We start from the raw sequence: 13049 nt of genomic DNA, 5'->3' as shown, positions 1-13049 counted from the left end.
GTGACTCCTTAGTTGCCGAGCGTCACAGTGATGTGACAGGTTTGTTTCTCGATGCGGTTGCCGCGGCCCTTCGCCCGTGCGGTGAAGCGCTTGAGCGAGGTCGCCTTGTCGACGTAGATCGATTTGACCTTCAGTTCGTCGATGTCGGCGCCTTCGTTATGCTCGGCGTTGGCGATGGCCGATTCGACCACCTTCTTCACGATCCCGGCGGCCTTCTTCGGGCTGAACGCCAGGATGTTGAGCGCGCGCTCGATCGGCAGACCACGGATCTGGTCAGCGACCAGGCGCGTCTTCTGGGCGGAGATACGGGCACCGCGATGAATCGCTTTCACTTCCATGATGGCACCTTACCTCTTCGCTTTCTTGTCGGCCGCGTGACCCTTGAACGTGCGAGTGATCGCAAATTCGCCGAGCTTGTGGCCAACCATGTTTTCCGTCACGTACACCGGCACGTGTTGACGGCCGTTGTGCACGGCGATCGTCAGGCCGATGAAGTCCGGCATGATGGTCGAACGACGCGACCAGGTCTTGATGGGCTTCTTGTCCTTGCCGCCTGCAGCCGCTTCCACCTTTTTCAGCAGGTGGGCGTCACAGAACGGACCCTTCTTTGCGGAACGTGTCATGTCTTTAGCTCCTACCTACCGATTAACGCTTGTGGCGCTTCTGCACGATCATGCTGGCAGTGCGCTTGTTGCTGCGGGTGCGGTAGCCCTTGGTCGGGGTACCCCACGGCGACACCGGATCGCGACCAGCAGCGGTCTTGCCTTCACCACCACCGTGCGGGTGATCCACCGGGTTCATCACCACACCGCGGACCGTCGGGCGGATACCGCGCCAGCGGGTCGCACCGGCCTTGCCGATGACGCGCAGGCTGTGCTCTTCGTTACCCACTTCACCAACGGTGGCACGGCATTCGATGTGAATGCGGCGCACTTCGCCGGAGCGCAGGCGGACCTGGGCGTACACGCCTTCGCGGGCCATCAGCACAGCCGAGGCACCGGCGGCACGGGCGATCTGCGCGCCCTTGCCGGGCAGCATTTCCACGTTGTTGATCGTGGTACCGACCGGGATGTTGCGGATCGGCAGGTTGTTACCGGCCTTGATCGGCGCTTCCGAGCCGTTCATCAGCGATTGGCCGGCGACCATGCCCTTGGTGGCGATGATGTAGCGGCGCTCGCCGTCGGCGAACAGCACCAGCGCGATGTTCGCGCTGCGGTTCGGATCGTATTCCAGGCGCTCGACCTTGGCGGCGATGCCGTCCTTGTCGTTGCGCTTGAAGTCGACCACGCGGTAGTGGTGCTTATGACCACCGCCCTTGTGACGGGTGGTGATGTGACCGTTGTTGTTGCGGCCCGACTTCTGGAATTGCTTTTCCAGCAGCGGAGCATGGGGCGCACCCTTGTGCAGGTCGCGGTTGACGACCTTCACCATCGAGCGGCGACCCGGGGAAGTCGGCTTGGTCTTGACGAGTGCCATGATTACTTGGCCTCCGCTTCGAAGTTGATTTCCTGACCCGGCTTCAGCGACACGTACGCCTTCTTGACGTGGTTGCGACGGCCCATGAAGCGGCCGAAGCGCTTTTGCTTGCCCTTCTGGTTCAGGATCTGAACGGACTGCACCTCGACCTTGAACAGCAGTTCGACTGCCGCCTTCACTTCCGCCTTGTTGGCGTCGCGGGCGACTTCGAACACGACCTGTTCATTCTTGTCGGCGACCAGGGTTGCCTTTTCGGAAACCACGGGCGCGAGCAGCACCTGCATCAAACGATGATCGTTCTTGGCTACTTGCGTCATTTCAGCAACTCCTCGATCTGCGCGACGGCCGCCTTGGTGACCAGCACCTTCTTGTAGTGCACCAGCGACAGCGGATCGGCGTGGCGTGCTTCAACCACCGACACGTGCGGCAGGTTGCGAGCGGCCAGGTAGAGGTTCTCGTCGAGGCTGTCGGTGATGACCAGGACCGAGTCCAGGCCCATGGCCTTGAACTTGTCGGCCAGCAGCTTGGTCTTCGGGGCTTCGACGGTCAGACCTTCCACCACGTTGATACGACCTTCACGTGCGAGCTGCGAGTAAATCGAGCGCAGGCCGGCACGGTACATCTTCTTGTTGACCTTCTGGCTGAAGTTCTCTTCCGGCGAGTTCGGGAAGATACGGCCGCCCCCGCGCCACAGCGGCGAGGAGGACATACCGGCACGGGCGCGACCCGTACCCTTCTGGCGCCACGGCTTCTTGGTCGTGTGCTTGACCTCTTCACGATCCTTCTGCTTACGGTTGCCGCTGCGAGCGTTGGCCTGGTAAGCGACGACGATCTGGTGAACGAGGGCTTCGTTGTAGTCACGACCGAAGACTTCGGGCGAGGCGGTAACGCCGGCGCCGATCTGGCCGTTGTCCTGCAGGAGCTTGAGTTCCATTGTTTCCGCTCCTTAAGCTTTGGCTTTGGCCTTGACGGCCGGGGTCACGATAACCTTGCCGCCCTTGGAGCCGGGGATGGCGCCCTTGACCAGCAGCAGCTTGCGCTCTGCGTCGATCTTGGCGATTTCCAGGTTCTGGACGGTGCGGGTGACGTCACCCAGGTGACCGGTCATGCGCTTGCCCGGGAACACGCGGCCCGGATCCTGCGCCATACCGATCGAGCCCGGCACGTTGTGCGAACGCGAGTTACCGTGGGTGGCACGGCCGGAAGCGAAGTGGTAGCGCTTGATGGTACCGGCGTAGCCCTTACCGATGGTCACGCCCTGCACGTCGATCTTCTGACCGACTTCGAACAGGTCGACCGACAGCGAACCGCCAGCTTGCAGTTCGGCAGCCTTGGCTGCATCGATACGGAATTCGCGGATGATTTCGCCGGCTTCCACGCCGGCTTTGGCGAGGTGACCCGCCAGCGGCTTGGTGACGCGGCTGGCGCGTCGCTTGCCGAAGGTGACTTGAACCGCGGTGTAACCGTCGGTCTCGTCCGTCTTGATTTGCGTCACGCGGTTGTCGCCGACCTCGACCACGGTAACGGGGATCGAATCACCGTCGTCCGTGAAAATACGGGTCATGCCAACCTTGCGACCTACAAGGCCAAGGCTCATGGTTTGCTCCATTCCCAGCTGCGATTGGCCGGGGCTGATTGATACACGAAACTGTGTGATCTGCGGAATGCCGCAGGAGTCTGCCGCGGAGCGCATGGCTGCGCGCGGCACGGGCTTGCGCAAAAGAGGACAGCGCGAGGCCAAAACGGCCAGCCCACCACCCAGAGACACGGGTAGCCTTACACTATATCCGACCCAATTGGAAAGGGCAAGAGGTAAACCCGGATTCCGGGCGGGGCCGTTGCGGCGATGCGAAACAGGTGGCAGGCCGGCCGCCCGCTGCACGGAAGGCCGTCCCGGCCGCGATAGGCAATGGGCCGGCGGTCGGGCGATGGAGACCGCCGCCGCAAGCCGGGAACGACGGGGAGCGGTGCATCGATGGAGCCGCCTGCGCCGTGCGCAAAGGGCCTCGGGCCTAGGCAGCGATGCGCACGAAGCCGCCGCCGTAGAAGACCAGCGGCTCGCCCTCCCCCGCTTCGCAGCTTTCGACTTCGCCCACCACCAGCAGGTGGTCTCCGATCGGATCGGCGCGCACCACGCGGCAGGCCAGCGTGGCCAGGGCATCGTCGAGGTAAGGCACACCGGCCGGGCACCGGCGGTGGGCCACGCCGCTGAACTTGTCCGGCGCGGGCGTCGCGAAGTGGCGGGCCAGCGCCCCCTGGCCGGCATGCAGGACGCTGACGCCGAAACCCGCGGCCGGCACGAACAGTCCGGCGTTGGGCGAGTGCAGCGCGAGGCTCCAGAGGATCAGGGGCGGTGCCAGCGACAGGGAGGCGAAGGAGTTCACGGTCAACCCGACCGCCCTGCCCTGCGCGCCAGCCGCCCCGATCACCGCCACGCCGGTGGCGTAGCGCGAGCAAACCCGGCGCAGGGTACGGCCGTCGAGGGTGCCCGGCTGCTTGTCGGCTGCGGCGTCCATGTCAGGCTGCCTGCGGCAGGTACTGCTCGATCAGCGCATGGCAGGCCTGGGCATCGCGCCACCAGGGGAAGAAGTCGGGCGGATTGTCGAAGCCGTTGGCAATGCGGCCCGCCAGCGCCGGCGCCTGGCCAGCCGCGCCCAGCAGTGCCAGGATGTGCGGCGGCGGCGGCGCCAGCAGGGAGTTGGTCCAGTCCACCACATACGAGGCGTAGTCCCAGTAGCGGGCGAAGGTCTGCTCCATCCAGGCGGCGTCGAAGGGGCGGTCGCCGCGGGCGAGGATGGCATCGAGATAGACCTTGCAGCACTTGGCGGCATTGTTCGAGCCCTGTCCGGTGATGGGGTCGTTCACCACCACCGCATCGGCCATGCCGAACACCGGCCGGCCGGACGGCAGCGTCATCACCGGCTTGCGCACCGTGGGAGCGAAGCGCCCGGCCAGGATGCCGTTGGCGTCGGTCAGCTCGACCGCGGCGCAGCGTTCAGCCTCCCAGGGCAGCCAGGTGCGCAGGATGCGCAGGCTCTCCTGCAGGTGCTCCGCGGGCGTACGCGCGTCCTGCCAGCGGTCCATGGGGCCACCCGGCACGCCTTCGAACACCATGATCTCGCAGGGCCCGGACAGGGTCAGCGCGGGAAATACGAAGTATTCGCCCACGCCGGGGATCAGGTTGAAGCAGACCCGGGAGAACGGCTCGCGCGGCGCCATGCCATGCACATAGGTCAGGGCAAGCGAGCGCTGCGGCGCTGCGTAGGGACTGCGCGCGGCATCGCGCTCGAAGCGGCCGACGATCTCTCCCTTGCCGGCAGCCAGCAGCACCAGGTCATGGCTGGCCGCCAGCGCCTCCAGTTCGTCGATGCCGGCGTCACCGATGCGCAGGTCGCCACCACGCGCGGCGAAGGCCTCCATCCATGCCGGCATCTTGAGGCGCTGGTCGACCGCCTGCGCCGGCTTGTCCAGCGGCGCCGCCCAATCGATCAGGCGGGCGCCCGGCTGCTCGGGATGCGGCACGGCCAGGCCGATTCCCTCGACCGGCGGGCAGTCGGCCTCCCACCAGTTCAGGTCGAGGTCGCGCTCAGTCTGCAGCGCACGGTCGAACATGCACTGGCTGGACATGACCTTGCCGGCCCGGACCTGTTCCGGGGTGCGGTTGGTCATCAGGGTCACGTGGTAGCCCCGGGCCTGCAGGCCCAGGGCCATCTGCAGGCCGGACTGGCCGGCCCCGACGATGGCGATGCGTTGGCTCATGGCGTTGTCTCCTCGATGGACGGGTCGCGCGGTCTGGAAAAGGACGAAGGCAGCCGGCCGGCGGCGCGCGACGCCGCGCCGGCAGATAAGGCAACAGAGGGAATGCGGCGCGACGGCCGCGACGGCTCAGCCGGCCAGGCGCGGAATGGCCGGTTCGGCGCGCTCCGGCCCCATGGCCGAGTAACCGCCGTCGACCGCGTAGTCGGCCCCGGTCACGAAGCTGGCATGGTCCGAGCACAGGAACAGCACCACCTGGGCCACCTCGTCGGGCTCGCCGACGCGGCCGAGCAGGTGGAAGTCGGCCGCCACGCGGTCGGTGCGGGCGCGGTCGCCGCCTGACACCTCGTCCATCAAGCGGCACCAGGTCCAGCCGGGCGACACGGCATTGACGCGGATGCGGTCGGGCGCGAGGTCCATGGCCATGTTGCGCGTGAGTTGGCGCAGCGCGGCCTTGGACACCGGGTAGAGCCAGCGGCCGGTCTGGGCGACATTGGCGGAGATGCTGGTGAAGTTGACGATGGCGCCGCCACCGCGCGCGCGCATCAGCGGCTGCACCGCCTGCGCCAGCATCACCGCGGAGACCACGTTGACGTCGAGGGCGGTGCGCCAGTCGGCGCGGCTGGAGCGCAGTCCGTCATCAAGATAGGTGCAGGCCAGGTTGACGAGGAAATCGACCCCGCCGAACTGCTCGGCAACCTGCGCCACGGCCGCTGCGACCTGGGCGTCATCGCTGATGTCGGTACGCAGGAAACGGCAGCGCTCGCCCAGTTCCGCCGCCACCCGCTCACCGCCGGCGGCATCGATGTCCAGGATGGCCACGCGCGTGCCGGCGGCCACGAAAGCACGCGCCACGCCGGCGCCGATCAGCGTCGCGCCACCGGTGATGATGGCGACCTTGTCCTGCAAGCCTTTCATGTCATCGTCTCCTCGTCTGCGGGCGGCGCCTCATGCGGGCGCCGGCTCCGGGGGTTGAAGCGGCCGCACGGCACCTGGCGGTGCCTGGCGGTGCCATGCGGTGGCCATCGCGTCGGCCTTAGTGGTGGTCCTGGCGGTGGTCTTAGCGGTGGCCTACTTGCCTTCGCTGTCCTGCCAACGCGCCATCAGGGTGTTCGATGGCAGCGTTTCGTCGAGCAGCTTGCGCGCGGTCTCGATGCCGGCCACCGGCAGCCCAGCGGGGTCCAGCCTGCCGATCTGCACCAGCACGCTGGCCTGGTCCCAGTAGATGTGTTCGTGATAGAGCTTGTCGCCGCGGAACTTGACGATGGCGACCAGCGGAATCTCCACGCGGCGGCCGGTGGGCGCCACGCCGGGCAGCATCCAGTCGATCTCGCAGGTGTGCGTGAAACAGAACAGCAGCTCGTCGACGATCTGGCTCGCGCCGATGGTGCGCGACAGCGGGATCAGCGCGGTGTCCGGCGGATTGCTGTGCACGAAGTGGTGCTGGTAGAAGCGCTTGAGCTGGCGGTAGCCCACGCCGCCGGTCATGGTCGGAATATGGTTGACGTAGGGCTCGGCGACCATCGTCGCCATGGTGGCGTCGACGTCGCGCGTGGCGAATTCGTACTCGCAGTGCTTGTCCCACAGTGCCGAGAAATCGTAGTGCGGCCCCATCTCGCGACGCAGCGCGGCAATCGAGCGCTGGTGCGCCATCAGGGCGCTGGGCTTGTCGAAGTGCTCGCCGCCGGCGCGCGCGAAGGCGTGGTCCACGCCCGGGTAGACATAGACCTCGATGCCGTCGCGCCCGCCCAGCGCCGCCCCGATGCGCGCCTGAGACTCGGGCGGGCAGAAGCCATCCTGCGCAGCGATGTGCAGCACCAGGCGGCCGCGCACCCTGGCCGCCTCATCGAGGGCATGCTCGATGCCGACCCCGTAATAGGCGACGGCGCAGGCGACGTCCGGCAGCCTGCAGGCAGCCAGGTAAGCCAGCTTGCCGCCGAGGCAGAAGCCCAGCACGCTGGTGCGGCCGACGCATTCCGGGCGCTGGCGCAGGGCCTCGAGGGCAGCGCCGACATCCTTGACCCCCAGGGCCTCGTCGAAGCGCTGGTAGAGGCCCAGCGCGCGCTGGAAGTCTTCGCCGCGATCTCCCAGCTCGATGCCGGGCTCCAGGCGCCAGAACAGGTCCGGCACCAGCACCGTGTAGCCCTCTTCGGCGTAATAGTCAGCTACCTGCCGCATGGTGGCGTTGACGCCGAAGATCTCCTGGCACAGAACGATCCCGGGCCCCTTGCCGGCAGCCGGGGTGGCGAGATAGCCGCTGAAGCTGCCGTCGGGGGTCTGGATCTGGATGGTCTGGCCCATTGCCTGGTCTCCTTGTTGGTGTGGGGGTCGGGCTGCCTGCGGTTGGCGCCGGCGATGACGCCGAAGGGTGACACCGGAACCGGGCCGCGTCGCCACATGGATTCCATCATGGGCGCTCCGCACTGCAGCAAGCTAGCCGCCGCCTGCAGCGGCTATCCGATTAGTGCAGGAAATTGCAGCCGTGCGCAAGCCGGCGCACCCGCGGCCGGTGCGCGGCCCGCGCGCTCCGCTATAGTGGTGCGCAGGGAGTCCACCGCGCGGGCAGAGACCGGGCGTGGCGAGACCATCCCGGGATCGCGCGCGCCACCGGCAGCGCCCGGCCACCTCCAGTGGAGCGAGACATGCTGCTGCCCCCGACCGCCACGGCCACCATGGCCACCCCCGCGCTGGCCGCCGCCCTGCTGGGCGACCCCGGCCGCCTGGTGTTCGCCTCGACCGACCAGGACCAGGCCCGCGCGGCGGTGGGCGCCGTCTTCAAACCCCATCGGCTCGCCATCGGTGGCAACCGCCTGGCCGCCCGCCTGCACCACGCGCCGCTGGGAGCGGTCTCCTTCAACCGCCTCGCCTACGGTGCAGAGGTGGAGATCGACCCCGGGCCCATGGGTGATTTCCTGCTGGTGCAGATGCCGTTGTCGGGCCAGGCCGACGTCGCCTGCGGTACCCAGCGCATCCTGTCCGACGCCGACCTGGCCTCGGTGCTGACGCCGAGCGACCCCGTGCGCATGCGCTGGAGCGCCGACAATGACCAGCTCATCGTGCGGGTGGAACTGGGCGCGCTGGAACGTGTCTGCGCCGCCTACCTGGGACGGCGCCCCGAGCAGGCGTTGCGCTTCGCCCTGGGCATGGCCTGGCGCCGCCAGGCCGGCTGGTACCAGCTGATGCAATACCTGGCCGACCTGCTGGCCTGCTCACCCGAAGCCGCGCAGCATCCCCTGACCGCCTGCCAGCTCGAGCAACTGGTGATCGGCACCCTGCTGACGGTACAGCCGCACAGCTTGTCGGAGGACCTGCGCGGCCGCGGCAAGCCGCTCGCGCCGCGCCATGTGAAGGTGGTCGAGGAATACATCCACGCCCACGCCGACGACGCGCTGACGCCGGCCCACCTGGCCGAGGTCGCCGGCGTCAGCCTGCGCAGCCTGTACGCAGGCTTCCGCGAACACCGGGGCCTGAGCCCGATGGCCTATCTGCGCGCGGTGCGGCTGGAGCGCGTGCGTCATGATCTGCTCAACGTCGCAGCGGTGGGTTCGGTCAGCACGGCTGCGATGCGCTGGGGCTTCACGCATCTCGGGCGCTTCAGCGCCGAGTATCGGCGAGCGTTTGGGGAGTGTCCGGGGGAGACGTTGAGGAGGAGGGGGTGATCTGGCGGGCTGATGCCTGATGCCTGATGCCTGATGCCTGATGCCTGATGCCTGATGCCTGATGCCTGATGCCTGATGCCTGATGCCTGATGCCTGATGCCTGATGCCTGATGCCTGATGCCTGATGCCTGATGCCTGATGCCTGATGCCTGTATGAGCGTAAGCGGTATTCGGGGCAAGAGACTGTTTCGACTCCCCTGCGGGGAGCCGAAACAGGCCGTTGCCTCGCAAACCAACACCTCCGAACAGAGGGCGGAAGGGTATACAACGCACGACCCTGCCCCAAAAACAAAAACGGCGAACTTACGTTCGCCGTTTCCGCTGCAAAAGGCCACATCACTGCGGCCCAAGGCATCAAAACCTTACACCTTGATCTCGACGTCCACGCCGGCCGGCAGGTCGAGCTTCATCAGCGCGTCGACGGTCTTATCGGTCGGGTCGACGATGTCCATCAGGCGCTGGTGGGTACGGATCTCGAACTGATCGCGGCTGGTCTTGTTGACGTGCGGCGAACGCAGGATGTCGAAGCGCTGGATGCGGGTCGGCAGGGGCACGGGACCCTTGACGATCGCGCCGGTGCGCTTGGCGGTATCCACGATTTCAGCGGCCGACTGGTCGATCAGGCGATAGTCGAAAGCCTTCAGGCGGATACGGATCTTCTGGTTCTGCATGATATTTCCTTAAAAGAGCGATGGGCGGATAGCGCCCGGAAACAGGGAACAAGCCGGCGGTATTGTACGCCGACCTGCTCCAGGAAGTTTGCTTAGTCGATGATCTTTGCCACGACGCCGGCGCCGACGGTACGGCCGCCTTCACGGATAGCGAAGCGCAGACCTTCTTCCATGGCGATCGGGGCGATCAGCTTGACGGTGATCGACACGTTGTCGCCCGGCATGACCATTTCCTTGTCCTTCGGCAGCTCGATCGAGCCGGTCACGTCGGTCGTACGGAAGTAGAACTGCGGACGGTAGTTGTTGAAGAACGGGGTGTGACGGCCGCCTTCGTCCTTCGACAGAATGTACACCTCACCGGTGAAGTGGGTGTGCGGCTTGATCGAGCCCGGCTTGCACAGCACTTGGCCGCGTTCCACGTCTTCACGCTTGGTGCCGCGCAGCAGCAGACCGACGTTGTCGCCAGCCTGGCCCTGGTCCAGCAGCTTGCGGAACATTTCCACGCCCGTGCAGGTCGTCTTCACCGTCGGCTTGATACCGACGATTTCGATTTCTTCACCGACCTTGATCACGCCGCGCTCGATACGGCCGGTCACCACGGTGCCGCGACCCGAGATCGAGAACACGTCTTCCACCGGCATCAGGAAGGTACCGTCAACGGCACGCTCCGGCGTCGGGATGTAGGTGTCCAGGGCGTCGGCCAGGTTCATGATGGCCACTTCGCCCAGCTCGCCCTTGTCGCCTTCCAGCGCCAGCTTGGCCGAACCCTTGATGATCGGGGTGTCGTCGCCGGGGAACTCGTACTTCGACAGCAGCTCGCGAACTTCCATCTCGACCAGCTCGAGCAGTTCAGCGTCGTCCACCATGTCGCACTTGTTCAGGAACACGATGATGTAAGGCACGCCAACCTGACGGGCCAGCAGGATGTGCTCGCGGGTCTGCGGCATCGGGCCGTCAGCGGCCGAGCACACCAGGATCGCGCCGTCCATCTGGGCGGCACCCGTGATCATGTTCTTCACGTAGTCGGCGTGGCCCGGGCAGTCAACGTGCGCGTAGTGGCGGTTGGCCGTCTCGTACTCGACGTGGGCGGTATTGATGGTAATACCGCGTGCCTTCTCTTCCGGCGCTGCGTCGATTTCGTCGTACTTCTTGGCGGCACCGCCGAACTTCGCAGCCAGCACCGTCGCGATCGCTGCCGTCAGCGTCGTCTTGCCGTGGTCAACGTGACCAATCGTACCAACGTTCACGTGCGGCTTAGTCCGCTCGAACTTTTCCTTTGCCATGTTTCAGCTCCTAATGGAATACAGTCTGATTCAATTCTTTGCGCCGCCACGCAGGTCGTGCGTGGCGGCGCAGCGTTTATTACTTGCCCTTGGCCGTCATCACGGCTTCGGCGATGTTCTTCGGTGCCTCAGCGTAATGCTTGAATTCCATGGTGTACGTGGCGCGACCTTGCGTGGCCGAGCGCAGCGACGTCGAATAACCGAACATTTCCGACAGCGGGACTTCGGCCTTGATGATCTTGCCACCGCCCACCATGTCGTCCATGCCCTGCACGATGCCGCGGCGGGACGACAAGTCGCCCATCACGGTACCCGTGTAGTCTTCCGGCGTTTCCACTTCCACGGCCATCATCGGCTCGAGCAGGACCGGGCTGGCCTTGCGCATGGCTTCCTTGAAAGCCATCGAGCCGGCCATGCGGAATGCGTTTTCGTTCGAGTCCACGTCGTGGTACGAACCGAACGTCAGCGTGACCTTCACGTCCACCACCGGGAAGCCAGCCAGGATGCCGTTCGGCAGCGTGTCGACGATACCCTTTTCGACCGCCGGGATGTATTCGCGAGGAATCACACCGCCCTTGATGGCATCGATGAACTCGAAGCCCTTGCCCGGCTCTTGCGGTTCCAGCGTGATCACAGCGTGACCGTACTGGCCGCGGCCGCCCGACTGCTTGACGAACTTGCCCTCGACGCCTTCGGCCGTCTTGCGAATGGTTTCGCGGTAGGCCACCTGCGGCGCGCCGATGTTGGCTTCCACGCCGAATTCGCGCTTCATGCGGTCGACCAGAATTTCGAGGTGGAGCTCGCCCATGCCCGAAATGATGGTCTGACCCGATTCTTCATCGGTACGCACGCGGAACGACGGATCTTCAGCGGCCAGGCGGTTCAGGGCGATGCCCATCTTTTCCTGGTCAGCCTTGGTCTTCGGCTCGACAGCCTGCGAGATCACCGGCTCCGGGAACACCATGCGCTCGAGCACGATCGGGGCAGTCGGATCGCACAGCGTATCGCCCGTGGTGGCATCCTTCAGGCCGACCGCAGCGGCGATATCGCCGGCCAGCACTTCCTTGATTTCTTCGCGCTGGTTGGCGTGCATCTGCAGAATACGGCCCAGACGCTCCTTCTTCTGCTTCACCGGGTTGTACACGGTGTCGCCCGAATTGATCTTGCCCGAGTACACGCGGAAGAAGATCAGCTGGCCAACGAACGGGTCGGTCATGATCTTGAACGCCAGTGCCGAGAACTTTTCGTTGTCGTCAGCCTTGCGCTCGAGCTTCTTCTCGCTGTCGTCCTCGTCCGTGCCCTTGACCGGCGGAATGTCGACCGGCGACGGCAGGAAGTCGATCACGGCGTCGAGCATGCGCTGCACGCCCTTGTTCTTGAACGCGGTGCCGCACAGCATCGGCTGGATTTCGCAGGCGATGGTACGGTCACGCAGCGCCTTGACGATCTCGGCGCGGGTCAGCTCTTCGCCGCCCAGGTACTTTTCCATCAGCTCTTCGCTGGCTTCGGCGGCGGACTCGACCATCTTCTCGCGCCATTCGTCAGCGGTGGCTTGCAGCTCGGCCGGGATGTCCTGGTATTCGAACTTCACGCCCTGGCTGGCTTCATCCCAAATGATCGCCTTCATTTCCAGCAGATCGACGACGCCTTGGAAGCCGTCTTCAGCGCCGATAGGCACCACGACGGGCACCGGGTTGGCCTTCAGGCGGGTCTTCAGCTGGTCGTAGACCTTGAAGAAGTTCGCGCCGGTGCGGTCCATCTTGTTGACGAATGCCAGACGCGGCACGCCGTACTTGTTGGCCTGACGCCACACGGTTTCGGACTGCGGCTGCACGCCACCCACTGCGCAGTACACCATGCACGCACCGTCCAGCACGCGCATGGAACGCTCCACCTCGATGGTGAAGTCCACGTGGCCCGGGGTGTCGATGATGTTGAAGCGGTGCTCGGGGTAGTTGCCGCCCATGCCCTTCCAGAAGGCGGTGGTCGCAGCAGACGTGATGGTGATGCCGCGCTCCTGCTCCTGCTCCATCCAGTCCATGGTGGCCGCGCCATCATGCACTTCACCGATCTTGTGGTTCACACCGGTGTAGAACAGGATCCGCTCGGTCGTGGTGGTTTTACCCGCGTCAATGTGAGCCGAAATACCGATGTTACGGTAGCGCTCAATGGGAGTCTTACGAGCCACTTTAATCCTCTATTCG

14 protein-coding genes are annotated in these 13049 nt (G+C 65.5%); 1 reads left to right on the top strand and 13 read right to left on the bottom strand.

The window, feature by feature from the left end:
- Positions 1-8 precede the first annotated feature (8 nt).
- The 10 genes from rplV to BKK79_RS12340 form a co-directional block, all read right to left on the bottom strand.
- Positions 9-338 (bottom strand): 50S ribosomal protein L22, encoded by a 330-nt coding sequence (gene rplV / locus BKK79_RS12385; protein ID WP_061956552.1) that lies wholly within the window; start codon positions 336-338, stop codon positions 9-11.
- 9 nt (positions 339-347) lie between these two features.
- Positions 348-623: a 30S ribosomal protein S19 gene (gene rpsS / locus BKK79_RS12380; protein WP_071010134.1), complete on the bottom strand. Its 276-nt coding sequence runs from the start codon at positions 621-623 to the stop codon at positions 348-350.
- 22 nt (positions 624-645) lie between these two features.
- Positions 646-1476, bottom strand: coding sequence for a 50S ribosomal protein L2 (gene rplB, locus BKK79_RS12375; protein WP_071010135.1), 831 nt, complete (start codon positions 1474-1476; stop codon positions 646-648).
- Between the two features lie 2 nt (positions 1477-1478).
- Entirely contained in the window at positions 1479-1793 is a 315-nt protein-coding gene (gene rplW / locus BKK79_RS12370; RefSeq protein ID WP_006576245.1) for a 50S ribosomal protein L23, read from the bottom strand.
- Positions 1790-2410 carry a 50S ribosomal protein L4 gene (gene rplD / locus BKK79_RS12365; RefSeq protein WP_071010137.1) on the bottom strand — a complete coding sequence of 207 codons (621 nt, stop codon included), beginning with the start codon at positions 2408-2410 and terminating at the stop codon, positions 1790-1792. The genes rplW and rplD overlap by 4 nt, the downstream gene beginning before the upstream one ends.
- A gap of 12 nt (positions 2411-2422) precedes the next feature.
- Positions 2423-3073: a 50S ribosomal protein L3 gene (gene rplC / locus BKK79_RS12360; protein ID WP_071010138.1), complete on the bottom strand. Its 651-nt coding sequence runs from the start codon at positions 3071-3073 to the stop codon at positions 2423-2425.
- A gap of 415 nt (positions 3074-3488) precedes the next feature.
- Positions 3489-3992, bottom strand: a complete 504-nt coding sequence (locus BKK79_RS12355; protein ID WP_071037797.1) for a flavin reductase family protein — start codon at positions 3990-3992, stop codon at positions 3489-3491.
- 1 nt (position 3993) lies between these two features.
- On the bottom strand, positions 3994-5235 hold the full coding sequence (locus BKK79_RS12350; RefSeq protein WP_071010142.1) for a styrene monooxygenase/indole monooxygenase family protein: 1242 nt from the start codon (positions 5233-5235) through the stop codon (positions 3994-3996).
- Positions 5236-5361: 126 nt separating this feature from the next.
- Complete coding sequence (locus BKK79_RS12345) at positions 5362-6150, bottom strand: SDR family oxidoreductase (protein WP_071010144.1); 789 nt, start codon at positions 6148-6150, stop codon at positions 5362-5364.
- A 153-nt stretch (positions 6151-6303) separates the two neighbouring features.
- Positions 6304-7533 (bottom strand): dienelactone hydrolase family protein, encoded by a 1230-nt coding sequence (locus BKK79_RS12340; RefSeq protein ID WP_071010146.1) that lies wholly within the window; start codon positions 7531-7533, stop codon positions 6304-6306.
- A 341-nt stretch (positions 7534-7874) separates the two neighbouring features.
- On the opposite strand from BKK79_RS12340, the gene BKK79_RS12335 reads away from it, so the two are divergent.
- A complete protein-coding gene (locus tag BKK79_RS12335; protein ID WP_071010147.1) occupies positions 7875-8891 on the top strand; it encodes an AraC family transcriptional regulator in 1017 nt (338 codons plus the stop codon).
- 362 nt (positions 8892-9253) lie between these two features.
- On the opposite strand, the gene rpsJ is transcribed toward BKK79_RS12335, so the two are convergent.
- The 3 genes from rpsJ to fusA all read right to left on the bottom strand — a co-directional run bounded on the left by rpsJ (position 9254) and on the right by fusA (position 13033).
- Positions 9254-9562 carry a 30S ribosomal protein S10 gene (gene rpsJ / locus BKK79_RS12330; RefSeq protein WP_006160488.1) on the bottom strand — a complete coding sequence of 103 codons (309 nt, stop codon included), beginning with the start codon at positions 9560-9562 and terminating at the stop codon, positions 9254-9256.
- Positions 9563-9654: 92 nt separating this feature from the next.
- Positions 9655-10845, bottom strand: coding sequence for an elongation factor Tu (tuf, locus tag BKK79_RS12325; RefSeq protein ID WP_071010149.1), 1191 nt, complete (start codon positions 10843-10845; stop codon positions 9655-9657).
- A gap of 79 nt (positions 10846-10924) precedes the next feature.
- The gene (gene fusA, locus BKK79_RS12320) at positions 10925-13033 is read right to left on the bottom strand and encodes an elongation factor G (RefSeq protein WP_071010150.1); all 2109 of its coding nucleotides are present in this window, start codon (positions 13031-13033) and stop codon (positions 10925-10927) included.
- Positions 13034-13049 lie beyond the last annotated feature (16 nt).

The sequence above is a fragment of the Cupriavidus sp. USMAA2-4 genome, assembly GCF_001854305.1.
Classification (GTDB): domain Bacteria; phylum Pseudomonadota; class Gammaproteobacteria; order Burkholderiales; family Burkholderiaceae; genus Cupriavidus; species Cupriavidus malaysiensis.
This window is presented reverse-complemented; position numbering and strand designations above follow the sequence as displayed.

Coding starts and splice junctions, on each gene's coding strand:
- rplV (WP_061956552.1), bottom strand. CDS start 338: ATGGAAGTGAAAGCGATTCATCGCGGTGCCCGTATCTCCGCCCAGAAG.
- rpsS (WP_071010134.1), bottom strand. CDS start 623: ATGACACGTTCCGCAAAGAAGGGTCCGTTCTGTGACGCCCACCTGCTG.
- rplB (WP_071010135.1), bottom strand. CDS start 1,476: ATGGCACTCGTCAAGACCAAGCCGACTTCCCCGGGTCGCCGCTCGATG.
- rplW (WP_006576245.1), bottom strand. CDS start 1,793: ATGACGCAAGTAGCCAAGAACGATCATCGTTTGATGCAGGTGCTGCTC.
- rplD (WP_071010137.1), bottom strand. CDS start 2,410: ATGGAACTCAAGCTCCTGCAGGACAACGGCCAGATCGGCGCCGGCGTT.
- rplC (WP_071010138.1), bottom strand. CDS start 3,073: ATGAGCCTTGGCCTTGTAGGTCGCAAGGTTGGCATGACCCGTATTTTC.
- BKK79_RS12355 (WP_071037797.1), bottom strand. CDS start 3,992: ATGGACGCCGCAGCCGACAAGCAGCCGGGCACCCTCGACGGCCGTACC.
- BKK79_RS12350 (WP_071010142.1), bottom strand. CDS start 5,235: ATGAGCCAACGCATCGCCATCGTCGGGGCCGGCCAGTCCGGCCTGCAG.
- BKK79_RS12345 (WP_071010144.1), bottom strand. CDS start 6,150: ATGAAAGGCTTGCAGGACAAGGTCGCCATCATCACCGGTGGCGCGACG.
- BKK79_RS12340 (WP_071010146.1), bottom strand. CDS start 7,533: ATGGGCCAGACCATCCAGATCCAGACCCCCGACGGCAGCTTCAGCGGC.
- BKK79_RS12335 (WP_071010147.1), top strand. CDS start 7,875: ATGCTGCTGCCCCCGACCGCCACGGCCACCATGGCCACCCCCGCGCTG.
- rpsJ (WP_006160488.1), bottom strand. CDS start 9,562: ATGCAGAACCAGAAGATCCGTATCCGCCTGAAGGCTTTCGACTATCGC.
- tuf (WP_071010149.1), bottom strand. CDS start 10,845: ATGGCAAAGGAAAAGTTCGAGCGGACTAAGCCGCACGTGAACGTTGGT.